The following is a 20,904-nucleotide window of genomic DNA, read 5'->3' as shown; positions in this document are numbered from 1 at the left end:
GCCAATGTTTCAGGAGCAAGTTCCGACGCGCGAGGGCGGCCGCGGGCGAACGGTAGCTAGTCAGCACAATCTAGAACCTTCGCAACATCTGCCCAAACATCCTCTTGCCGGAAGTTATTCTCCACGTGTCGGCGCGCAGCACGCCCCATTTCTCGCGTGCGTGCACGATCTTCGGACATACGCCGCAACGAATCAGCCAGGGCCTGAGCGCAGCCCGTCCGAACTATGACACCAGTGACTCGGTCAACGACAGAATCGACCGTACCAGTGCTGTCAGACACCACCGCAGGGACGCCCATCGCCGCCGCTTCCAACACCACATTGGGAAATCCCTCTCGCCGGCTAGGAAGAACCAGGACGTCCATGACCTGATAGTAAGCTCGAGGATCAGCCACGTGCCCTACCAAATGGCTTACTGCCGCCAATGGGGGATCCAACGTGATCGGCGCGCCTTCATCTTCACCGATTAGGAGTAGAGAGAACTTCAGCCCGTCCCGGAGGCATATTCTCAAGGCTTCGAGGAGCGTGTCGATACCCTTGTCAGGATGCAGTCGACCCACAAACCCTACAACAAAGTCAGGCGACTTAGACATGAAACCCGCCGACTTGGGGTCCAGCGGAGGAACGTCCGCCCCAACTTTGAATCTCTCGAGATCCACACCGTGGGAAGACCCCATCCCCAGCACCTCCACCTTACGCCGAGAGTTCAGCTTTGCCGCGACATAAGACTCGGCCAAGCTTGGACTATTGGCTATGATACGGGTAGAGGCAAAGCTAGTAAGCCTTTCCGTGAAGGCTAGGATCATTCTCTGAACACCAACCGTGGTCTCCAACCGAAGGCCCCAGAGCTGATACACCCTTACAGGGACACGCAATACCCAAGAGGCAACGCTCGCGAGGAGCGATGCCTTTGGTGTGGCATAGGTTATTACATCCGGACGATAGCGCTTGATCAGGATTCCAATTGAGATTAATGATCGAGCATCTCTGAGGATGCGCGGATTGCGCTCCATTCGTATAGAGACGACTTGCAGGAATCCACTGCCAACGGCATCTGATGAGGCGGGGAGGCCATCCGCAACGACCGTTACGTGGCACCCAGCGGATGCTAGATAGTTGGCGAACCCCTTGACGAAAGTATTTGCAGTTACAGCGGACGTTACGATAATGAGTATTCGACGACCATCGACGTCGGCTCTAGCCATTATCGATATCCCATCTACCCGGTACGCCCTTGACAGTTACCCCTGCGGGTGCATCCTTAGTTAGGAGTGCCGCTGCTCCAACGATGGTTCCCACCCCAACAACGAGATTCTGCAAGACAATGGCCCCCGCCCCAATAAGGGCTTGGGACTGGACCCGAACCTCACCCGATACAACCGCGCCTGGGTTGACGGAGACGAAGTCTTCGAGGATGGAATCATGCCCAATTGTTACCGCCGGATTGATGTGGACATGCATGCCAAGTGTCACGTTGGTTGAAATGGTGGCTCCTGCACAGATCACCGACCCTTCGCCTACGGAAATCAGAGATCCATAGGTCGCAGATGGGTGAATTGCTGTGAAGGCGGCGCGACCAGTACGTTGGAATCTCTCCACTAGTCGCCGACGAACTCGTGGGCTGCCTATCCCAAGGACATATCGAGTAGAATTTGGCCCGCTCAACCACTCGTCGGACGTGCCCAGATATTCGATACCGCGCAGATGAAGCCGCTCCAAACTCTGCTCGGAAGGCTGATCATCCACGACGCCGATCACCCGGACGTGCGAACCAGCATGGCGCATGGCATTGACGACATCAAGCGCTTCTCTTCCGAACCCGGAAGCGCCTACCATGACAAGAGGCTCAAGAGTCACTGACTGCCCCCATCGTTCGGCGTTCCGGTGAACTCGGGACTTGTCGAGTGACCTTCACTGCTGATTCCTGTGCGATGGACCACCGATCGGATCGTTGCCACCAAGATCTTTGCATCCATCACTAGGCTCATTCCATCAACGTAGCGGACATCGAGACGGAGCTTTTCTTCCCAACTGATGGCATTTCTACCGTTCACTTGAGCGAGACCGGTAATTCCTGGCTTGACTTCATGCCGTCGCGCCTGTTGGACAGAGTACAGCGACAAATACTTGACCAAAAGGGGACGTGGACCCACCAGACTCATGTCGCCCTTCAGCACGTTCCAGAGGCTCGGCAGTTCATCAAGACTGCTGGACCGTAGCAATCTTCCTAGCGGCGTGAGCCGTTCTTCGTCGGTCCGGTGGGTTGCATCAAGATGACGCATGGATCGAAACTTGGCCAGCTTGAAGATGGCCGCGTCCTTTCCAGGTCGATCCTGCTTAAAAAGGATGGGCCTCCCGTGACAGGCAAGGACAAGCAGCGCTACAACTATTTGCACCGGCGCAGTGATGACGAGTCCAACCGCACTCAGTAGTATGTCGAGGGCACGCTTGACGTAAACGTACGGTCTCGCCCTACGAGGCAACGCAATCACCATTTAGGAAACCAGCCATTACGCGGTGCACACGGGCGACCTCGGGAGGCTGTAGGGCTGAACCGCTTGGGAGCGAGATTCCGGCACGGAAGAGTCGTTCGCTAGTACCATTCACAAACGCTTTAGCCTTCGCGAAGATCGGTTGCAGGTGCATGGGCTTCCAGAGCGGGCGCGCTTCAATGTCCTCAGCCGCGAGCGCCATTCGAAGAGCGTCGGCCGAGAATCCCGCAAGCTGTGGTTCGATAAGGACTGAGGTGAGCCAGAAATTGTCTTGGGTGTCACCGCCGTCGACACCCGATGGTTCGCCAAAGACGACTGCACCGGGAACCTGGGAAAAGAACTCACGGTATGCGAGCCTGTGCTGTCGGCGTCGTTCGATCATCTCCTCAAGCCTCGAGAGTTGCGCACGTCCCAGCCCAGCGAGAATGTTGGAAAGCCGGTAGTTGTAGCCGATGTCCGTGTGTTCGTAATGGCTTACCGGCTGACGTGCCTGAGTGGCGAGGTACCGCACACGCTTGGCCATGGCTTCATCGTCGGTAAGGAGTGCTCCTCCACCTGAGGTTGTCATGATCTTGTTGCCGTTGAAGGACACCGCGGCAGCCACACCGAAGGATCCGGAGGATCTCCCATTTCGGGTTGCGCCTAGTGACTCTGCGGCATCGGAGAGCACCACAGCGCCGTGACGCTCTACAATCTCACCGATGCGTTCTTGATTGGCCACCTTGCCCAAGAGGTCCACAGGGACGACCACCTTGACCTTGTGGCCCTCGCGTTCGAGGGTCTGGAAGGCTTCCTCCAGCAGGTCGGGGTTCATGTTTCCGGTTTCGTCAGCGTCGACGAACACTGGTTCCGCACCCGTGTAGACGATGGCGTTGGCCGTGGCAGCAAAAGTCATGGTGGAGGTGAGGACCAGGTCCCCCGGACCAACGCCAAGGGTCAGGAGCGCCAAGTGCAGGGCAGCAGTACCGGAGGACAGCGCCACGGCGTGGGCGCGGCCTGTGTAGGCAGCGAGCTCCTCCTCGAACGCGTCTACCTCCGGTCCGAGTGGCGCGATCCAGCCGGACCGCATCGCGCGGACGACTGCATCCTCTTCCAATTGGGTCACGTCGGGAGACGAGAGGAAGATGCGACCTGTCATACGGTCATCCTCTCATCATCTGGCGTCGAGATCCCCCCGGGTTCCCCAGATTGCCCTTGGGCCAGTAGCTCCTCCACGTTGTCGAGCTCAGGACGGTCGACGGGCACTCCGGCCGGATCAACAGGTTCCACCCTCACTTGGCTGATCAGCGGGTGGACGCTCTGGGCACCGTCCTCGAGGCCGCTGAAGAGGACCTCGTGCAGCTTCTCACCGTGGCGCAGGCCCGTGAACTTGATCTCGATGTCCTTCCCGGACTCCGCGATCAGGCGCTCTGCGACGTCGACAATCTTGATGGGCTCGCCCATGTCCAACACCATAACCGCACCCGGCTGGCCGATGGCACCGGCCTGGAGAACCAGCTCGCAGGCCTCCGGGATGGTCATGAAGTAGCGGGTGACGTCCGGGTCGGTGACGGTGATGGGTCCGCCGCGTTCGATCTGGGCGCGGAACGTGTGCAGCACCGAGCCACGCGACCCGAGGACGTTGCCGAACCGGACCGACACATACGGCAGCACCAGCTCCTCCGCATACCAAGCGGTCAGCCGCTCGGCCACGCGCTTGGTGCGGCCCAGCACGCTGGAGGCGTCGGCCGCCTTGTCCGTGGAGACGTTGACGAAGTTGGCCACGCCCACGGCCTTGGCGCACCGGAGCACGTTGAGGGAGCCGAGGACGTTGGTCTTCCACCCCTCCTCCGGGTAGCGCTCCAGCATCGGGAGGTGCTTCAAGGCAGCGGCGTGGAAGACCACCTCGGGGCGGTGGGTCTCGAACACTTTGGCCAGGGCCGCCTCGTCGCGGATGTCACACAGCACCATGTCGTCGGTGTCCAGCAGGCCGACACCGTAGAGGGAGAGCTGGACCGAGTGGAGGGCGGACTCGTCACGGTCGAGCAGCACCAGCTTCGCGGGTCCGAGGCCGTGGACCTGTCGGGCCAGTTCGGAGCCGATGGAGCCGCCGGCGCCCGTGACGAGGACCACCTTGCCGGCCACGTAGTCGGCGATGGCGGCCAGGTCGGTCTTGATGGGGCGGCGGCCGAGGAGGTCCTCGACGTTGAACTCGCGCAGCGTGTCCAGGGTGATGCGGCCGCCGATCATCTCCCGCACGGGCGGGACGACGACGAACTCGAGCCCGGCCTCCGCGCAGGCGTCGGCCAGTTGCTGCAGGAGCTGCGGGTCCGGGTTGGTCATGGCAAGGATGAGAGTCTCGGCCTGCTGGTCGTGCGCCACCTTGGCGAGGTCGGAGCGGGTTCCGAGGACGCGGTGGCCGCCGACGCGGAGGAACCGCTTGGCGCGGTCGTCGTCGAGGTAGCCGACGATGTCGTAGTGGGGCTCCTGGGCGAGGGAGACGAGCCGGGCCACCTCGTGGCCGGCGTAGCCGGCGCCGAAGACCAGGGTGCGGACCTTGCCATCGACGCGCTGCCACTGGGACAGCACCAGGGCTCGGAACACCCAGCGGCCGGCGGCCATCAGGGTGAGGGCCATCGGGGGCAGCAGGAACGCCATGGAGTTGGGGAAGTTGTTGGCGCTGAGCACCAGGACCAGTCCGAAGGGCACTGCGGCGAAGAACACCAGAGAGCCCATCATGAAGGCGTCTGAGAAGCTGCCCACCTGGCTGCGGCCCCGATAGACGTGGGTCAGGTAGCCGAGGCCCACCTGGATGGCGATGGCGCCGAAGAGGTAGATGGCCACCCAGTCCCAGGCGACGTTCTGGAGGCGCAGGCCGTACCGGACCAGAACGAACGCGGCCATGGCCACCAGCCACGATGCGCAGTCCCACCCCACGAGGAGGATCCTGCGAACCATTGCGGGCAACCGCAGTGCCGCGGTTGCGATCCGAGCCCCTACACCCAACGTCTCTCCGTCCGTCCTGACTGGGCGTGCGCCCAACCTCCCGCCCCCGAAAAGGCTAAGTTCTGATACAAATTGCTACGGCGAACCATATTGCGAAATAACGCGCCGTCGCCACCCGAAAGAGGGCACTGCTCCGACTTGACAAGGGCGATTTCCCCAATGGGGAAAGTCACCAAAATACAAACACTGGGTGAACGCCGCAGTGAGACGCGCATTGGGAGCAGGCACCTGTGCCTCAGGCCGACGCATTCGTCGATGGGGCGTGCGCCGTCGATTTCGCTGATGGCCGAGCCGGTCCTGTCGGGAGTGAGACGACGTTCCCGGGCAGTACGACCTCGGCTGCCTGCCCGAGCTCCGGGGTGGCTTCGACGGGACCACGGTCGCGTTCGGTGCCCAGATCGTCGATGGAGAACACGCCCAGCAACCGTCCGTCCTCGACGATGGGGACGGTGCCGATTTGGCGCTCCCGCATCACGTCCAGCACGTCCAAGAGCGAGTCCGAGGGGCTGGCCGTCACCGGTTCCCGCGTGCACACCTGGTCTATCCGCATGTCCCCGGTGCCGCTGGGCGCGAGCACGCGGGTGGCAAGGTCGTGCGGCGTGACCACCCCCACCACGTTCTCGCCGTCCAGCACCACAAGGAACTCAGTCTGCTTGTCACGCATCAGCTTCGCAGCGGCACGGGCGCTCTGCGCCGCCCTGATGGTGACAGGGTTTCCGCTGATGAATTCGGCGACACTCACACGCATGGCACTTCTCCTGTTGAGAGGTCCTTGAGCCGACGGGGATGTCGGCCTCGAGCAACGAGGATTGGTTGTTCAGTTGTAAGGCCGCGAAGGGGCTCTGTATTCCGCAGACCCCGTTCGCCGTCATTCGGGGAAGTGGGCAGCTTTCATTCGAGGGTCCGCTCGTGCTTGCCTGTGCGGTCCAGGAACACGTCCCCGTAGTAGGCACCCAGCGCGTCCCGGTACTCCGCGTCGTCGGGCATGGCGTCGCCCAGCTCCGGGGAGGCCTTGATCTGTTCCTTCGTGAGGGAGACGTGGATCTCCTCCGCCTTCGAGTCGATCCGTTCGATGCAGCCGGCGGGGAGCAACACGGTGCGGCCGAAGATCCACGGGCCGGTGTCCACGACGATCTGCGAGTTGTCGACGTCGTCGTTGGCTGCGTCCACCTTGCCGATGTGGCCGTCGGTGGCGTGGACCTCGAATCCCACCAGGCGGCTGGCACCCGCCTCGCGAGGGATGTCCTTGCGGTAGTTCCACGCGTCCCAATCCGTCGGGTTCACCTCTGCCTCCTCCACTCTCGGACCAACTGTTCGGTGCGGATCAGGTGATGCCGGGTGCTTCCCTGCTGCTCCGGTCACCTCAGCGTCCCTCTTGGGAGGCTCAGTTTCAAGGCATTCTGCGAGAACTCTCTCCCAATTCGGACAACAAGAGGGGCTCCCATGTCGGGAGCCCCTCTTGTTCTCGGTGGTCCGGTCAGAGGACGCCGGGTCCTCCCAAGCGGTCGCGGTAGACGTCGCCGTAGTAGGTGCCCAACTTGTCGCGGTAGTCCGGGTCATCGGGGGCGGCGGTCTCGTCGAGTTCCGGGGAGGCCTTGATCTGGTCCTTGGTGAGGGCCACGTGGATCTCCTGGGCCTGGTCATCCACCCGTTCGATCACACCTGCTGGAAGGATCACCTTCCTGCCGAAGATCCAGGGCCCGGTGTCGACGACGATCTGGGCGTTGCCCAACTCCTCGTTGGCCTCGTCCACCTTGCCGATGTCACCGTCGCTGGCGTGGACCTTGTAGCCCACCATGCCGTCGCCGCTGATGTCGCGGGTGACGGATTCGCGGTAGTTCCACGGATCCCACTGTGTTGCGTTCATCTCCACTACCTCCTTGTGTGCGGGCTGACCGCGGTGCGGAGGGCAGGGCGCCCGCGTCGCAGTCATGGGTTCATCGTTTCTGCTCCGGTACTTCCACCATCACCCGCAGGAGGGTCAGTTTGAAGGATTCCCGCAGATGATTCACCCGGCAGGCACGGGCGCCGGACTCGTGTTGGACGAACCATCGCCCACCGTCTGAGTATTCGTACTCAAACCCGTCCGAGTACCTGAATTCATCCTGGGCCAGAAACCGCATATGGCGTTCCGACAGCGAGCAAACTTGAGGAAACAGCGTCGAAGGAGAAACTGCGATGCCCCAAAGATTCAGGCCCCGCGCCAAGTGTGAAGAGTTCCCCCAACTCTTCCAGCACCCGCTCCTGGAGGGCGGGGAGAAGGTGGTGACACTGGCCGAGCGCCGCGAGCGCGACCTGCTGCGCACCAAGGCTCGGACCCTGTGCGGCGAATGCCCCCTGTTCGTCGCGTGCCTGACCGATTCCGTCGTCAAGTTCGAGGTCTCCGGCTTCGTCGCCGGCACCACCGCCACCCAGCGACGGCAGATCCGAAAGCTGCTGGGGATCGGGCCGGTCAAGGACAACCTGGACTTCTGGGCCGGCACCCGCTCCGGCGGAGCCGTGGACGCCGAACAAGTGGCACAGATCCGGCGGGACAACCCCAGCACGCCTGTCGCGAGCATCGCGGCCCGGCTCAACTGCTCGGTATCGACTGTGAAGCGGCACCTCCGCGACGCGCGGAACAACGCCGGGAAGAAGCCCGCCCGCAATCGCAAGGAGGTCACGCCCCAGCAGGTGGTGGCCGCCGCCGCCAGCGTGACCGCCACCGAGTGGATGGAGGAGGCCGCAGCCTGACACCGCAGCGATCCGACTGGACCCGCAACACAACTCCCCCCAGCGACCCCTCTGCAGCAGAGCCGCAGAGGGGTCCACCCATCCGAAGGATGCAGCCATGATTCAGTTGACCGTTCCCCCCGCAGACCCCAGCCCGTCCACCACCGGTGGCCAGATCCAGAACCCCGCGCAGGTGGTGGCCCGCGCCCTAACCATCAACCCCGACGACGAAACCACGCTCGAGGACTGGGCGGCGCGGACGCAGGTCTCCCCCGAAGCCCTCGACGACGACTTCCGCAAGGAGTTCGGCACGTCGTTCGCCAAGGTGCGTGACCTCCTCCAGCACAGGGTCGCGGGGCCGAGACATGGCGCCGTCAGGATGACGATGACGCAGGCAGATCCCGGCGCACCCGCCTCCCCCGCCACACCTTCCTCCGAGCTCTCACCGGAATCGCCCCGCACACCTTGGTGAGCCCACATCGAAATCGCCACCACGTCACGCCGCGAGGGTCCAAAATGAAGCAACGACAGCCTCCTAGGAGACGACAATGGCCGAGCAAGCCACCCCAAGCAGTCCCCAATCGCCCGCCACCCAGGAGGAGGAGCGCAGCCCCGAACCGTTGGGCAACCCCCGCTCCCCCGCCAGCCCCGAGAACCCCGGCGCGCCCGCACCGTCGGACTGACCAGGCTCGATGCCGCCACCACTCGTACAGAGCTCATCGCAGCGGCGCGTCCGGCCCGGTTCGGCCGCGGTGAGGAGACGGTGCTGGACTCCTCGGTCCGCAACACTTGGGAACTCGCGCCGTCGCAGGTGACGCTCGGCGGCCACCACTGGACGGGGCGCTGGCGATCGCCCTGGAGGATCTGAGCACCCGGCTCGGGGTCACAGGTACGCTCCGCGCCGAACTCCACTCGATGCTCGTCTACGGCAAGGGACAGTTCTTCGCCCCACACCAGGACTCGGAGAAGCATGGCGACATGCTCGCCACCCTCGTCGTTTCCCTCCCCTCCCCGCACACGGGCGGGGAACTCGTCGTAGACGACCAAGGGGAACTGAAGTCCTACAAGGGCTCACACGAGGACCTGGAACTCGTGGCCTTCTACTCGGACCGTCGCCACGAGGTCCTGCCCGTCCGCAGCGGCACGCGGGTCACGCTGACGTTCAACCTCTTGCTGGACCAGAGTTCCAGCGAGCCAGCCACCGGCCCTGTCGAGCATGCGGCGGGGCTGCTGAGGAGTCACTTCGCAGGTGCCGGCCCAGACGCCGGACGTGGGTTCGAGTCGCCCCTGGCCTTCCTGCTGGACCACGAGTACAGCCAGAAGTCGATGCGGGCAGGACGCCTCAAGGGCGCCGACGCCGAGCGCACCTCACTCCTGCGGGCCGCCGCCGACGCCGCCGGTTTCGAGTGCGTTCTGGCACTGGCCGAGGTGCAGGAGACCCGGGAGTCGTCGTCGGACTACTACCCCCATGAAGACTTCTACGACGAGGAGGAGATCGAGGCACCCGTCCGGGGCGAAGCCCTCGAGGACGACGGTGCGCTGCTCGACGGCAGCATCGAACTGACCTGGTGGGACGACGCCGAACTCCCGGGAGCCATAGCCCTCAGCCTCTCCGAGCAGGACGTGTGCGCGGTGAGCCCTCCCGGCTGCTGAAGCCGTACTCCTCGGAGTACGAGGGCTACATGGGCAACTACGGCAACACCGTCGGCCACTGGTACCGGCGGGCGGCGGTGGTGATGTTGCCCCGCGAGTACGCGTTCGAGGCACGTGCTGCAGCCAGCAACTCGTGGGCGCTGCAGGCCGTCGCCGAATCTCTCAGGGCGGGCGCTCTGGAACGAGCCCGGGCGCGGGCGACGGCGCTGGTCGAGTCGTGGTGGCGCCCGGTGCCCGCGGACTCGCTGAACACCGCGCTGATCGTCGCAGCAGGACTCGACGACGCCGCCCTCGCCCTGGCGCTCCTCGCCCCCTATCAGCCCGAGATGCTGACCCCTGACTCGTCCAAACCCCTCGCCAACCTCTGGTCCGCCTACCCGGCGTCCTGGTGGTCGAGTCTCCGGGCCGGCTGGGACGGGCCCCCTCGGCGAGCTGCACCCGGGCGCGAGGACTGGATCGCGAGCACGCTCGATACGCTGGCGCGCCGGCTCCGCGCCACCGGTACGGATGCCGCTGCGGACTGGCTCGTGTCGTGGGCCCGGGACTGGCTCACGGAGTCAGTTCACGGCGTCCTCGAGCTGCAGAATGTGAGCCGACGCGACGAGCAACTGATCCAACTCGGCCCCGCCGTGGCCGCCACGCTCGCCGCCGCGGACACGCAGGACCCCTCGGACTTGGGCACCGCGGTCTCTGCGGCCGGAGCGAGCGGGGTGCCACTGATGCTGTCGGTTCTCCGGAGCGCCGCCCCCGAATCCACTGCTCCCGTCCTGGAGAGGATCGCTCGTGTGGCGCGGGAACAGCTGGAACGCGTCGTCGCAACACCGCAACGAGCCACCGACGACTGGTCCATCACATGGACCAGCCCGGGCGGGGACGACGCCGACCACCTGGCAGAGTTCCTGAACTCATCCAGCCGACGAACGTTCGCGTGGCCGCTCGCGGCACCCCGCCGTCGGTGCATCCACTACCTGATCGACGACGCCGGGCTGCCAGTCACCCACACCACCCGGCGCGAAGGGCGGCCCTACGCGTTGGTCCTGACCAAGACCAAGGCGCTGCACACCCAGGCGCGGGAGGCCCGCCGTCGCGCGGAGCAGGATTTGGCCTGGCTGCAGACCTCCTGGCCGCGGTAGTCACCAGGTGCCGACCTCGTTCAGTGGGGGCGCCTGTTGGGGGACCAGCGCAGCGTCACTGTGGATCCCGCCACGGCAAGTGCGCTCGCAGGCGCGTCAGGAAACCTCGCCGCTCGGGTTCCTCGGGACGCAGGTCTTCGGGTGCGTTGTCCAGGATGCGCGAGAACGCTGGATCGATGTGGAACGGCATCCCGGGGCGTCCCTGGTCGTCGAAGATCCGTCGCCCGGTGAACCTCGCGAGGTTCCGCCCCAAGGCTTCGGCCGAACGTATCCCGGTCAACCGCATCAGCACGTAGATGTCAGCTAGGTCCTTGTCACGCTGCGCCAAGGTCTTCAACGCCAGCATCATCTCGGGCGACGCCAACTCCAGCGTCAGGGCATCACCCGCGTACCCAACAGCCGGAGTGTCCGCCGCTGCTTCGTCCATCCAGGACCAAGCAATGCCCCCATCCGGGGTACCCCCGGTGAAGTCGGAGTTGAGCCAGTCCAGCGGGACCCCAGATTCACGGGAAGCCACGGCCTCGGCAGCATCGAAGACCACGCCCCAGCCCTCCTTCACGACACTGTCCACGTCCGCCGTCGTGCGGGTCTCATCTATGGCCAAAGCCATGTTCGCTCCACCCACGACGTAGAGCCGGGCTCGCTGGCCCCGTTGGAGAAGCTCCTTGTCGAGCTCCTCCAGCAACCACATCAACCGCGCACGATCCAGTTCGGGACCGGTCACAGCACCTCCAGGTCACGGGCAGGCAGCACGACGCCGCGGTGGAGCAACTCTGCCGGGGTCGTCATCACGTCGAGCGCGTACCACGCGTTCGACCGGACAACCTCTCCATAAGGCGCCCATGCCTCGTCCAGGCGCGTGCGGTTGGCCCAGGCTGGCGGATTGCGATGCCTCAGGTGGTGCACGCGAGCCACCAGACCTTCAATGAGTGCATCCCAGCGCTCGGTTCCCGTATCCACTGCCTGTCGGAACAGATCTGAGAGACTGGCGTCGTCGACGCGCCTCCAACGGTTGAACTCGGTGACGACTACCCGTGCGGCATGGACCTCGTCGGCCCGTCCCGCCAGTTCGGAACGGATCCACCGCCCCAACGCCTCCGCCGAGATCCCCACAGCCACTGCGCCGTCCGCCGTCATCAGTCACCTCCCTGCGCCCGAATGATGACGCCAAGGCTACCCGCGCGATCACAAAGGTCACCCGTTCGCCAGGGATTCCCAATTCGACTCCCTCACAAACACTCTCGGCCGCCGCCGTCGTCGCAGCTCGGTGGGGCAGTTCTGCGCGACGACGAGCAGCACGACCCCACTGGGTTGGCGAGCCATTGCCAGGACCCCGTCGCTGGAGCGCCCAGCACCGTAGACGGAGCCGTCCGCTCCCCCGAGATGACCACCGCCGTCGCCACGGCGGCGACCGGTGCGGGGCCGGGTCCTCGGATGGGGTGGTGATCAGAAGCAACCGCCCGGACAGGACCTCCTCCAATACGGTGGCTGCGTGGATACCTTCACCAAGACTGCCGATCCGGGCAGGGAGTGGGCGCTCGGTGTAGAGGCCGCGGGGCTGCGGTGGCTCACCGAGGCCGGCGGTGTGCGTGTGGTTCGCGTCCTCGAGGAGCATCCCGACCGGCTGCTGCTGGAAGGGCTCCACGAGCGCTCCCCCACCGTCGAGGAGGCTGAGGAGTTCGGACGCGCACTGGCTGTGACCCATGCCGCTGGGGCGCCGGCGTTCGGCTCCCCGCCGCCGGGCTGCGGAGAGCGGCTGACAATCGGGGCGCTGGCCCTGGCGATGCGGCCCCACGAGACCTTCGGCGAGTACGCCGCAGCGCAACTGGTGGAGCCGTTCGCCCGGAGCGCTCCCCTGCCCGAGGGAGGACCGGCGGTGATGGCACGGCTGGCCGAGCGGCTCGCCGGCGGGGACTTCGACGATGACCTCCCACCAGCCCGGCTGCACGGCGACCTGTGGGCAGGCAACGTCATGTGGACCGACGCCGGCGCCGTCGTCATCGACCCCGCCGCCCACGGCGGTCACCCCGTCACAGACCTCGCGATGCTGGCCCTGTTCGGCTGCCCGCACCTGGAACGCATCCACGCCGCCTACGCCGAGGCCGCCGGCCTGCCGTCGGGCTGGGAGGACCTAATCGCGTTGCACCAGCTGTGGCCGCTGTTGGTGCACGCCAACCTGTTCGGCGGCGGGTACGGGGCACAGGCTGCCACCGCTGCCAGACGATACGTCTGAGATCACTTCAGTGCATGGCCCGCTGACAGCCGTGAGCGCACAGTGGTGACCAACCCGGTCAGTTGCCCCGCACCGTCGCGAACAGCGCCAGCTGGGACTGGGACGAGGCCTTGTGGGAGTAGAGGCTGGTCTCCAGCCCGATGATGCCCACGAGGCGGTTGTTGTCATCGACTGCCTGCAGCGCCTCGAACACGTGGCCGCCGCCCCGGGCGGGGATGGTGTGGTTGGCGGCGTTTGGGGCCTGGGCGAGGCAGCGCTGCCAGTGCTCCTGGGCATCGCCGCCCACGTACTCGGGGCACAGGCCGTTGCCGTCGGCCACCAGCGCACCCACCATGTGGTGCCACACCATCTTGCCGTTGCTGGTGAGGGGGCACATGTAGGAGTGCCAGTGGTTGCTGGACGATCGGCGCGTCGACGGCGGCGTCACGATGCAGCCGCTGTTGCCGGCGGCGGCCTGGTAGTGCTCGAACTGGAACGCCTGCCGGGTCGATTTCAGGTTCTCGGAGCCGACGCTCTGGTACCAGAACGTCCTGTCCGCGCCGCCGGCGGCGTACGGGAACTGGGACTGGGAGATGTTGTTCGGGTTCACCGAGCGCGGCGGCTGCCACACCGGCTGGCTGATCTCGGGCACCAGCGAGCGGCCGGCGCCGGTGGCCCTGATGGAGCCGAACATGAAGCCGATGGCGTCGACAGCGCTCGGGTGGGTGTGCGCGGACAGGCGCAGCTCGCTGTAGGACTGGCCTGGCGCCGTCGCGTCGACGAAGGTCTCGGTGACGTGGGTGCCGCGCCAGTAGAGCTTGATGCGGTTGCCGGAGAGGGCCTCGTAGGTGCCGGTTCGGACGGTGGGGGCTGCTAGGAAGGAGCGGGCGGTGCGGACGTCGCAGGCACCGGCGCGCAGCGGGGGCAGGCCGAGGAGCTTGCGGTCGGAGACGTCCTTGGCGCCCTGGACGCAGCCGGTGGGAAGGTTGGGGATGGAGGTGCGGAACTGGCCGTAGTCGCTCTCCACCGCCATGTCGAAGGTGTAGGCCCAGTAGCTCTCCTTGAACGTGCCGAGCGCACCGCCCGGGTCCAGCTCGATGTTGGAGATGCGGCCGATGCCCTTCGACTGCGAGCCGGCGTTGTTCTGGGTGACCAGCGTGCCGAGGGTGAAGTGGCGACGCCCCTGCAGGAACTCCGGCGCCTTCGTCATAGGCGGGGCCGACGGGAACGGCACCGCCGAGCCCGGGTTGAACCGCACCATGTTGTTGAAGATCCACTTCGTCACCCACTGGTAGCCGCGGGTGCCGTTGCGGTTGAGGTAGGAGTCCACCACGCGGGCCTCGACGTAGGAGCGGCAGCCGTTGCGGCCCGTGGTCGCCGTGTCGCACTCCGTGCGCCACTTGCGGCCGTCGTCGGCGGTCCACGAGACGCTGCCGTTCTGGATGCCGTTCGCGCCGAGCGGGTTCGTGCGCCACAGGGAGCGGTCCGAGGCGGCGTAGGTGAGGTTGTTGAACAGCCACTCGTTGCTCTGCACGAACCGGCCACCCACGTCCTTGACCGTGGTGCCCCAGATCTGCGTGGTGCAGCGCTTGGTCTGCGAGTACGGCTCGCACGCCGTGTGCCACCTGCGGCCGTTGACGTCGTGGTAGCCGGGCGTCGTGTAGATGTCCACGTCCGCCCGGGCCTGCGGGGCCACCAGCATCAGTGGCGCGATCACCATCGCCAGCAGGACAGGGACCAGCAACCTCAGCTTGCGCATTCTCGGACTCCCGGGTGGACAGCTACTCGGGTCGGAGCCTAGCTGCTCCACGTCCGGGCAGTGCGGTCGGCTGGGAACTCGTCCCTTGTCACGCCTTCGGCGAACCCTTGAATGGCCCGTCGACCGGCAGATATCCCCTACGTGACCCACGCCCGTGCCAGATACTGTTCCTCGGGCACTGAGCGTGCCACAACGCGACGAAGCGGAGGAACCATGTCATTCCAGGCCTACCTCGACGCCATCGAGGACAAGACCGGACTCACACCGCGCCAGTTGGTGGACGCCGCCAAGGAACGCGGCTTCGACGCCGACGACGTCAAGGCGGGCACCATCCTGGAGTGGCTGAAGGACGACTACGGACTCGGCCGCGGCCACGGCATGGCGCTGGTGCACGTCATCAAGAAAGGGCCCAGGATCGACGCCAAGCACGTCGGGTCCGACGGCAGCCACCGTGACGAGTCGGACACGCTTTGGCTCGACGGCAAGGCGAACCGGCCGGGCTGATGCCGCGTTCGGGGTGACCCCAGTGCAACAGTGTTGCGGGCGGGTGCGTAGTCGGACCCTGACGCAACACTGTTGCTTGGGCTCAGCGGCCGGGGCGCCACTGGCCCTGACCCCAGCGCAACAGTGTTGTGCAAGGGTGCGTAGTCGGGCCTTGGCGCAACAGTGTTGCGTTGGCGTCAGCGGACGCGGATGGCTCCCGGCTGGATGCTGATGCTGATCTCGGTGGTCTCGCCCACTTCGTCGCCGTCGACCTCGAACAGGCGCGGCTCGGAAAGCTCGATGCGCAGGTCGGTCACGCGGCTGTGGGTGGAACTGGAGTTGCTCTCCGCCTCTTCCCCGCGGCCGAACAGCCGCTTGACGCCGTTGTCCCAAGCGAGGTTCCGCAGTGTTTCCAGCCAGCCGCCCAGGCCGTCGGCGTTCAGGACCAGCAGGTCGAGTTCACCGTCGGAGGGGTTTGCGTCCGGTAGCAGCGTGACGCTGCCGGTGAGGGTGCCGCAGTTGCCGACGAGGACGGTGTGGGCCTCGTCGCGGGAGACCTTTCCGCCGGCCGTGAGCGTGACGTCGATCACCTCGCTGGCCGAGATGGCACGGCCGAGGGACTCGACGTAGGCGAGCCAGCCCGCCTTGTCCTTCAGCTCGTCCTTGGTCTCCGAGATCATGTGTGCGTCGACGCCGAAGCCGGCCATCACCGCGAACGCGTGCCGCTTGGCCTCCCCCTCGACGGTGAGTTCGGCCCAGCCCACGTCCACCGGCTGCGCCTCCCCCTCAAGGGCGCGCCTGAACGCGCCCTTGAGGTCGTCGATCGGGATCTCAAGGTTGCGGGCAAGCAGGTTGCCGGTGCCCAGCGGGATGATGCCCAGGTCGACGTCGGCGCCCGTTTGGGCCAGGTGCTCGGCCACCGCCCTGACCGTCCCGTCGCCGCCCACTGCGAGTACGAGGCCAGCTCCGGTTGCCAGCGCCTGCTCCGTGGCGCCGCGTCCCGGATCGTCTTCAGCGGTCTCGAACCAGGAGACCTCCAGGTCCGCATCCGGCAGGGCTTCCGCCAGTTCTTCCTGGCTGGTGTCCTTCGACGGATTCCACACGATCGCGATGCGCTGACTGCTCATTGCCTGTTCCTCCCACTGGTTGGCAAGAGCGTAGTGGCGCCGTGGGGCCACCACCTGGTTTCGATACGCCGGCTCGTTCCTCGCCGACTACTCAACCGACGGGTTCCGCCGATACTCGGCCAGGGTGACGCCGGAGCCGAAGGCTTGCGTACCGGTGCGCTCCCACGTCGTCGGGGCGTAGTCGCGGGGGCCGAACAGGGGGATGCCGTCGCCGAGCAGCACGGGGTTGAGCTTCAGCGCGAGGCGGTCGATCTCGTCGGCGAGGATGGCAGCCAGCGCTCCCCCGCCGCACAGCCAGATGCCCCTGCCCTCCTCCTGCTTCAGCCTCCGGACGGTCTCCACCGGGTCCGCGTCGGTGAATTCGACGCCGTCGCTTCCGGCCGGCGGCTCGTGGTTGCGCGTGAAGACCACCTGCCGCAGGTGCTCGTACGGGCTGGCCAGGTGCTGGTCCGGCCTCCCGACGGCGTAGGTGTTCCAGCCCATGAGGACTGTGTCGAACGGCCCGCCGGTCACGTCGAACCCCACCGTCTCGGCCAGCCGCGTGGGCGCCGTGCCGCGGTAGCGCTCCCAGATGGGAGCCATGTGGTCACCCTCGGCGAGGAAGCTGTCGAACTCCCCGCCGGGGCCGGCGATGTAACCGTCGAGACTGACGGCGGCGTAGTAGGTGAGTTCTCGCATGGTTCACTCCAATCACAACAGGTGCAGTGGTTCGAAACTACAACAGATGTTGTGGTTGCGCTAGTGTTCCCGCATGGCCAGGAACGATTCACGCAGACGGACGCTCGCCGACGTGGGCATCTCAATCCTCGCCCGCGAGGGCTCGCGGGGTCTCACCCACCGCGCCATCGACGACGAGGCCGAGGTCCCCACCGGCACCACGTCGAACTACTTCCGCAGCCGCGACGCACTGGTCACCGGACTGTTCGACCGGATCGGTGAGCGCCTGGCCCCCACGCCGGAGGACCTCGCCCGCCGGGCCCAGCAGCCACCCAGTCGTGCGCTGTTCGCCGACTACGTCAAGGACATCGTGCGCCGCCTCACCGCCGAGCCCGACGTCACCCGCGCGCTGTTCGAGCTCCGCCTCGACTCCGCCCGCCGCCCCGAACTCGCCGCCGTGCTCACCCCCTGGCTGCGCGCCGGCTTCGACGCCGACGTCGCCTTCAACGAGCGCGCAGGATTGCCCGGGGGGCGGACCGAGATCGCCGTGTTCCACTACGCCATCGAGGGTCTGCTGTTCGACCAACTCACCACGCCGATCGACCCGGACGTCTCGGCGGACGACGTCGTGGACCGGCTGGTTTCAGGGTTGTTGCCCGAGGAATAGGGGCGGTTGGGCTGTCCGTCTGGCAAGGGTCCTACGAAAGGGTCGGTAGACCGACCCGTTTGCAAGGGTCTTGCGTTGGGGTCGGCTGGGCGGTCGGCTTCCGAGGGTTTCGACACGCCGGCTCGTCCCTCGCCGGCTGCTCAACCGACGGGGTGGGGTGTCGAAACTGACCGCCGGGGAGGGGTCAGTCCACGGATGGGAGTGGTTTCGTAGCGGGTCCTTCGAGGACGGTGCCGTCGGGCGCGAAGCGGGACCCGTGCAGGGGGCAGTCCCAGCTCTCCTCGGCGTCGTTCCACTCCACCACGCCACCGAGATGCGTGCAGACGCCGGAGACGTGGCAGGTGCGGCCGCCGGAGGTGGTGGACGCGACGAGGCGGGTGCCGTCGCGGCCGACGTCGCCGCCGCCGACGGGCGGGTCGGCGGGGTTGGCGAGTCCCTTGGTCCAGCCGCCGGCCAGGTGGGCGGCCACGCCGGCGTTGGTGCGCAGCGCCTCCAGGACGCCGGCGGGTTTGGTGATGCGGCTGCCGAGTTTCTCCGCCCACTCCATGTGGCCGCCGAGGATCTGGCCGGACAGGTTCAGGGCGGCGGCGACGGCGTTGGCCAGGCCCCACTTGTTGAAGCCGGTGGCCAGCCAGATGTGGCCGCCGCCGCGGGGCAGCTTCCCGACGAACGGCACCCGGTTCAGGGTCCGGTAGTCCTGCGCGGACCACGCGTGCGTTCGGCGAGCACCGGGGAAGTTCAACTGCGTCCAGTGCACCAGGTCGTCGACGCGGCGCTTGGTGGAGCCGCCCCGGCCGACGACGTGGCCGCTGCCGCCCACCAGCAGGAGCTCACCGTCGCCCACGTCGGCGGTGCGGAGGCTGCGCGTGGTCTTGTCGACGGACAGGTACATGCCCTGCGGGAGGTCGGCGTCGGGGACGCGGAAGGCCAGCAGGTAGGAGCGCAGCGGCAGCAGCTTGGCGAAGTACGCGCCGCGGTCCAGCACGGGCGTGCCAGTGGCGAGGACGAGGTGCTCGGCGGACACCTTCCCGGCGGTGGTCTCGATCTGCACGGGAAACCCGCTGGAGGCGTCGGTGAGCCGGACCCCCTCGTACACCGCACCCCCGCGTTCCCGCAGTTCGCGGAGCAGCGCTTCGAGGGCGGTCATGGGGTCGATCTGCAGTTGGCCGGGCAGCTCGAGGGCGCTGTGGACGGCGAACGGGAGCTCGGTCTCGCCGGCCCAGCGCGCGTCGAGGCCGGCGATGCGGCAGGCGGTGAGCTCGTCGCGGAGGCGGGCACTGCCCTCGGGTGTGGTGGCGTAGCTGTAGGCGGTGCGCTCCTGCGCCTCGACGCCGTGCTGCTCGAGGTGGTGGCGCAGCCACGCCTGGCCCTCGAGGTTGGCCTGCACGTAGGCCCGCAGCACGTCGTCGGAGTGGAAGCGACGGATCTGGCTCAGCACCGTGCCCTGCAACAGCGAGACCTTGCCGGTGGTGCCGCCGGTGGTCACCGCGCCCACGCGTCGGGCCTCCAGCACCGCCACCCGTTGGCCGGAGCGGGCGAGCAGCACCGCCGTCGCCACTCCGGTGATGCCGGCGCCGGCGACGACGGTGTCGAAGTGGTCTCCGGGGGTGAGTTCGTCCGGGGACGCGTCCAGCGGATTGGTGGCCTGCCACAAGGAGTCCATTCCTCAGCCTAACCCCGCGTCCGCCCGCATTCAGGCAAGCCTGCAAACATCACCCCACAAGCTTCTACGCAGCTATTCGCAGAGATGAACCCAAGCCATGGTTGTGTGGGCACAGGAGGTAACACCATGAAGGCTGTGACCTGGCAGGGCATCGAGTCCGTGAGCGTCGAGGACGTGCCCGAGCCCACCATCCAAGAACCCACCGACGCGATCATCGAGGTCACCTCCACGGCCATCTGCGGCTCTGACCTGCACCTGTACAAGGTGCTCGCCCCGTTCCTCACCCCCGGCGACATCATCGGGCACGAGTTCATGGGGATCGTGCGCGAGGTGGGGGCCAACGTGACCCAGATCTCCCCGGGCGACCGCGTCGTCGTCCCGTTCACCGTCTCCTGCGGCCGCTGCTGGATGTGCGGGCGGGGGCTGTTCGCGCAGTGCGAGACCACGCAGGTGAAGTCGCAGGGCAAGGGCGCCACCCTGTTCGGCTACACCCAGCTCTACGGGCAACTGCCCGGCGGGCAGGCCGAGTTCGTGCGCGTTCCCCACGCAGACTTCGGCCCGGTGAAGGTCCCCGAGGGTCTGCCCGACGAGCGGTTCCTGTTCCTGTCCGACATCCTGCCCACCGCCTGGCAGGGCGTGAAGTTCGCAGACCTCGAGCCCGGCGGCACCATCGCCATCCTGGGCCTCGGCCCCGTCGGGCAGCTCGCCGTCACGTCGGCGCTGCGGCAGGGCGCGGGCCGGGTGCTCGCCGTCGACAGGGTCCCCGAGCGGCTCGAGCGCGCCCGCAGCCTGGGCGCCGAGACCGTCAACCTCGACGACACCGACGACGTGGCCGCCGCCCTGCACGACCTCACCTCGGGCCGTGGCCCGGACAGCGTCGTCGACGCCGTCGGCATGGAGGCGCACGGCAGCCCCGTCGCCGGAGCGGTGATCGGGGCCGCGACCCGGCTGCCGAAACCCATCGCAAAGGCCGCCATCGAACACGCCGGCATCGACAGGCTGCACGCACTCCACACCGCCCTCGCATCCGTGCGGCGCGGCGGCACCGTGTCCCTGTCCGGGGTCTACGGCGGCGCCGTGGACCCGATGCCGATGATGGACATGTTCGACAAGGGCATCACCCTGCGCATGGGCCAGTGCCACGTGAAGCGCTGGACCGACGACCTGCTCGAGATCCTCACCGACCACGACCCGTTCGGTGTCGACGACCTGGTCACCCACCACCTGCCGCTGAGCGAGGCGCCGGGCGCGTACGAGATGTTCCAGAAGAAGACCGACGGCTGCATCAAGGTCGTCATGCACCCCAACAACTGACCCCTTGTCCTGCCCCCGGACCGGGGTAGCGTGGACAGCCAACCTGA

At 66.6% G+C, this 20,904-nt stretch carries 23 protein-coding genes; 9 read left to right on the top strand and 14 right to left on the bottom strand.

Annotated elements, in window-relative coordinates; all coding sequences use genetic code 11:
* Nucleotides 1-56: 56 nt before the first annotated feature.
* From ACYU7G_RS07030 to ACYU7G_RS06995, 8 genes are all read right to left on the bottom strand, one after another.
* A complete protein-coding gene (locus ACYU7G_RS07030) occupies nucleotides 57-1,205 on the bottom strand; it encodes a glycosyltransferase family 4 protein (RefSeq protein WP_461106192.1) in 1,149 nt (382 codons plus the stop codon).
* Nucleotides 1,198-1,857: an acetyltransferase gene (locus tag ACYU7G_RS07025; RefSeq protein ID WP_461106190.1), complete on the bottom strand. Its 660-nt coding sequence runs from the start codon at nucleotides 1,855-1,857 to the stop codon at nucleotides 1,198-1,200. The genes ACYU7G_RS07030 and ACYU7G_RS07025 overlap by 8 nt, the downstream gene beginning before the upstream one ends.
* Entirely contained in the window at nucleotides 1,854-2,495 is a 642-nt protein-coding gene (locus tag ACYU7G_RS07020; protein WP_461106188.1) for a sugar transferase, read from the bottom strand. The genes ACYU7G_RS07025 and ACYU7G_RS07020 overlap by 4 nt, the downstream gene beginning before the upstream one ends.
* A complete protein-coding gene (locus ACYU7G_RS07015) occupies nucleotides 2,473-3,630 on the bottom strand; it encodes a DegT/DnrJ/EryC1/StrS family aminotransferase (RefSeq protein WP_461106186.1) in 1,158 nt (385 codons plus the stop codon). Before ACYU7G_RS07015 ends, ACYU7G_RS07020 begins: the two co-directional genes overlap by 23 nt.
* The gene (locus ACYU7G_RS07010) at nucleotides 3,627-5,429 is read right to left on the bottom strand and encodes a polysaccharide biosynthesis protein (protein WP_461106184.1); all 1,803 of its coding nucleotides are present in this window, start codon (nucleotides 5,427-5,429) and stop codon (nucleotides 3,627-3,629) included. The genes ACYU7G_RS07015 and ACYU7G_RS07010 overlap by 4 nt, the downstream gene beginning before the upstream one ends.
* Before the next feature lie 283 nt (nucleotides 5,430-5,712).
* Entirely contained in the window at nucleotides 5,713-6,225 is a 513-nt protein-coding gene (locus tag ACYU7G_RS07005; RefSeq protein ID WP_461106182.1) for a CBS domain-containing protein, read from the bottom strand.
* 143 nt (nucleotides 6,226-6,368) lie between these two features.
* Entirely contained in the window at nucleotides 6,369-6,761 is a 393-nt protein-coding gene (locus ACYU7G_RS07000) for a PRC-barrel domain-containing protein (RefSeq protein WP_461106180.1), read from the bottom strand.
* Between the two features lie 193 nt (nucleotides 6,762-6,954).
* Nucleotides 6,955-7,344 (bottom strand): PRC-barrel domain containing protein, encoded by a 390-nt coding sequence (locus ACYU7G_RS06995; protein WP_461106178.1) that lies wholly within the window; start codon nucleotides 7,342-7,344, stop codon nucleotides 6,955-6,957.
* Nucleotides 7,345-7,655: 311 nt separating this feature from the next.
* On the opposite strand from ACYU7G_RS06995, the gene ACYU7G_RS06990 reads away from it, so the two are divergent.
* From ACYU7G_RS06990 to ACYU7G_RS06970, 5 genes are all read left to right on the top strand, one after another.
* Nucleotides 7,656-8,210 carry a WhiB family transcriptional regulator gene (locus ACYU7G_RS06990; protein ID WP_461106176.1) on the top strand — a complete coding sequence of 185 codons (555 nt, stop codon included), beginning with the start codon at nucleotides 7,656-7,658 and terminating at the stop codon, nucleotides 8,208-8,210.
* A gap of 97 nt (nucleotides 8,211-8,307) precedes the next feature.
* Complete coding sequence (locus tag ACYU7G_RS06985; RefSeq protein ID WP_461106174.1) at nucleotides 8,308-8,661, top strand: hypothetical protein; 354 nt, start codon at nucleotides 8,308-8,310, stop codon at nucleotides 8,659-8,661.
* A gap of 76 nt (nucleotides 8,662-8,737) precedes the next feature.
* Nucleotides 8,738-8,872: a hypothetical protein gene (locus ACYU7G_RS06980; RefSeq protein ID WP_461106172.1), complete on the top strand. Its 135-nt coding sequence runs from the start codon at nucleotides 8,738-8,740 to the stop codon at nucleotides 8,870-8,872.
* Nucleotides 8,873-8,978: 106 nt separating this feature from the next.
* The gene (locus ACYU7G_RS06975) at nucleotides 8,979-9,842 is read left to right on the top strand and encodes a 2OG-Fe(II) oxygenase (protein ID WP_461106170.1); all 864 of its coding nucleotides are present in this window, start codon (nucleotides 8,979-8,981) and stop codon (nucleotides 9,840-9,842) included.
* A complete protein-coding gene (locus ACYU7G_RS06970; protein ID WP_461106168.1) occupies nucleotides 9,815-10,975 on the top strand; it encodes a hypothetical protein in 1,161 nt (386 codons plus the stop codon). The genes ACYU7G_RS06975 and ACYU7G_RS06970 overlap by 28 nt, the downstream gene beginning before the upstream one ends.
* A gap of 55 nt (nucleotides 10,976-11,030) precedes the next feature.
* Here the strand turns inward: ACYU7G_RS06970 and ACYU7G_RS06965 are convergent, their stop codons facing one another.
* Together ACYU7G_RS06965 and ACYU7G_RS06960 are read right to left on the bottom strand one after the other, a co-directional pair.
* Entirely contained in the window at nucleotides 11,031-11,699 is a 669-nt protein-coding gene (locus tag ACYU7G_RS06965) for a hypothetical protein (protein WP_461106166.1), read from the bottom strand.
* Nucleotides 11,696-12,112, bottom strand: coding sequence for a hypothetical protein (locus ACYU7G_RS06960; RefSeq protein ID WP_461106164.1), 417 nt, complete (start codon nucleotides 12,110-12,112; stop codon nucleotides 11,696-11,698). The genes ACYU7G_RS06965 and ACYU7G_RS06960 overlap by 4 nt, the downstream gene beginning before the upstream one ends.
* A gap of 355 nt (nucleotides 12,113-12,467) precedes the next feature.
* On the opposite strand from ACYU7G_RS06960, the gene ACYU7G_RS06955 reads away from it, so the two are divergent.
* On the top strand, nucleotides 12,468-13,208 hold the full coding sequence (locus tag ACYU7G_RS06955) for a fructosamine kinase family protein (RefSeq protein ID WP_461106162.1): 741 nt from the start codon (nucleotides 12,468-12,470) through the stop codon (nucleotides 13,206-13,208).
* A 58-nt stretch (nucleotides 13,209-13,266) separates the two neighbouring features.
* On the opposite strand, the gene ACYU7G_RS06950 is transcribed toward ACYU7G_RS06955, so the two are convergent.
* Entirely contained in the window at nucleotides 13,267-14,946 is a 1,680-nt protein-coding gene (locus tag ACYU7G_RS06950) for a hypothetical protein (protein WP_461106160.1), read from the bottom strand.
* Between the two features lie 213 nt (nucleotides 14,947-15,159).
* Between ACYU7G_RS06950 and ACYU7G_RS06945 the strand changes: the two genes are divergently transcribed.
* Nucleotides 15,160-15,450: a DUF4287 domain-containing protein gene (locus ACYU7G_RS06945; RefSeq protein ID WP_461106158.1), complete on the top strand. Its 291-nt coding sequence runs from the start codon at nucleotides 15,160-15,162 to the stop codon at nucleotides 15,448-15,450.
* A gap of 176 nt (nucleotides 15,451-15,626) precedes the next feature.
* Here ACYU7G_RS06945 and ACYU7G_RS06940 read toward each other — a convergent pair whose 3' ends face one another.
* The gene (locus ACYU7G_RS06940) at nucleotides 15,627-16,556 is read right to left on the bottom strand and encodes a diacylglycerol/lipid kinase family protein (protein WP_461106156.1); all 930 of its coding nucleotides are present in this window, start codon (nucleotides 16,554-16,556) and stop codon (nucleotides 15,627-15,629) included.
* A gap of 87 nt (nucleotides 16,557-16,643) precedes the next feature.
* Complete coding sequence (locus ACYU7G_RS06935) at nucleotides 16,644-17,234, bottom strand: dihydrofolate reductase family protein (protein WP_461106154.1); 591 nt, start codon at nucleotides 17,232-17,234, stop codon at nucleotides 16,644-16,646.
* Nucleotides 17,235-17,307: 73 nt separating this feature from the next.
* Here ACYU7G_RS06935 and ACYU7G_RS06930 point away from each other — a divergent pair, with 73 nt between their 5' ends.
* Nucleotides 17,308-17,880, top strand: coding sequence for a TetR/AcrR family transcriptional regulator (locus tag ACYU7G_RS06930; RefSeq protein ID WP_461106152.1), 573 nt, complete (start codon nucleotides 17,308-17,310; stop codon nucleotides 17,878-17,880).
* 184 nt (nucleotides 17,881-18,064) lie between these two features.
* On the opposite strand, the gene ACYU7G_RS06925 is transcribed toward ACYU7G_RS06930, so the two are convergent.
* On the bottom strand, nucleotides 18,065-19,543 hold the full coding sequence (locus ACYU7G_RS06925; RefSeq protein ID WP_461106150.1) for an FAD-dependent oxidoreductase: 1,479 nt from the start codon (nucleotides 19,541-19,543) through the stop codon (nucleotides 18,065-18,067).
* A gap of 126 nt (nucleotides 19,544-19,669) precedes the next feature.
* Between ACYU7G_RS06925 and ACYU7G_RS06920 the strand changes: the two genes are divergently transcribed.
* On the top strand, nucleotides 19,670-20,857 hold the full coding sequence (locus ACYU7G_RS06920; RefSeq protein WP_461106148.1) for a zinc-dependent alcohol dehydrogenase: 1,188 nt from the start codon (nucleotides 19,670-19,672) through the stop codon (nucleotides 20,855-20,857).
* The last annotated feature ends 47 nt before the right edge of the window (nucleotides 20,858-20,904 follow it).

Source organism: Tessaracoccus terricola (assembly GCF_054776555.1).
The sequence above is the reverse complement of the archived record's forward strand: the minus strand, read 5'-3'. Positions and strand labels throughout refer to the sequence as shown.

What these genes read in the sequence shown, in the direction of transcription:
- ACYU7G_RS07005 (WP_461106182.1), bottom strand. Translation starts at nt 6,225, where the DNA reads ATGCGTGTGAGTGTCGCCGAATTCATCAGCGGAAACCCTGTCACCATC.
- ACYU7G_RS06950 (WP_461106160.1), bottom strand. Translation starts at nt 14,946, where the DNA reads ATGCGCAAGCTGAGGTTGCTGGTCCCTGTCCTGCTGGCGATGGTGATC.
- ACYU7G_RS07030 (WP_461106192.1), bottom strand. Translation starts at nt 1,205, where the DNA reads ATGGCTAGAGCCGACGTCGATGGTCGTCGAATACTCATTATCGTAACG.
- ACYU7G_RS06920 (WP_461106148.1), top strand. Translation starts at nt 19,670, where the DNA reads ATGAAGGCTGTGACCTGGCAGGGCATCGAGTCCGTGAGCGTCGAGGAC.
- ACYU7G_RS06935 (WP_461106154.1), bottom strand. Translation starts at nt 17,234, where the DNA reads ATGCGAGAACTCACCTACTACGCCGCCGTCAGTCTCGACGGTTACATC.
- ACYU7G_RS06995 (WP_461106178.1), bottom strand. Translation starts at nt 7,344, where the DNA reads ATGAACGCAACACAGTGGGATCCGTGGAACTACCGCGAATCCGTCACC.
- ACYU7G_RS06925 (WP_461106150.1), bottom strand. Translation starts at nt 19,543, where the DNA reads ATGGACTCCTTGTGGCAGGCCACCAATCCGCTGGACGCGTCCCCGGAC.
- ACYU7G_RS06985 (WP_461106174.1), top strand. Translation starts at nt 8,308, where the DNA reads ATGATTCAGTTGACCGTTCCCCCCGCAGACCCCAGCCCGTCCACCACC.
- ACYU7G_RS06980 (WP_461106172.1), top strand. Translation starts at nt 8,738, where the DNA reads ATGGCCGAGCAAGCCACCCCAAGCAGTCCCCAATCGCCCGCCACCCAG.
- ACYU7G_RS07020 (WP_461106188.1), bottom strand. Translation starts at nt 2,495, where the DNA reads ATGGTGATTGCGTTGCCTCGTAGGGCGAGACCGTACGTTTACGTCAAG.
- ACYU7G_RS06990 (WP_461106176.1), top strand. Translation starts at nt 7,656, where the DNA reads ATGCCCCAAAGATTCAGGCCCCGCGCCAAGTGTGAAGAGTTCCCCCAA.
- ACYU7G_RS06960 (WP_461106164.1), bottom strand. Translation starts at nt 12,112, where the DNA reads ATGACGGCGGACGGCGCAGTGGCTGTGGGGATCTCGGCGGAGGCGTTG.
- ACYU7G_RS06945 (WP_461106158.1), top strand. Translation starts at nt 15,160, where the DNA reads ATGTCATTCCAGGCCTACCTCGACGCCATCGAGGACAAGACCGGACTC.
- ACYU7G_RS07015 (WP_461106186.1), bottom strand. Translation starts at nt 3,630, where the DNA reads ATGACAGGTCGCATCTTCCTCTCGTCTCCCGACGTGACCCAATTGGAA.
- ACYU7G_RS07010 (WP_461106184.1), bottom strand. Translation starts at nt 5,429, where the DNA reads ATGGTTCGCAGGATCCTCCTCGTGGGGTGGGACTGCGCATCGTGGCTG.
- ACYU7G_RS06930 (WP_461106152.1), top strand. Translation starts at nt 17,308, where the DNA reads ATGGCCAGGAACGATTCACGCAGACGGACGCTCGCCGACGTGGGCATC.
- ACYU7G_RS06940 (WP_461106156.1), bottom strand. Translation starts at nt 16,556, where the DNA reads ATGAGCAGTCAGCGCATCGCGATCGTGTGGAATCCGTCGAAGGACACC.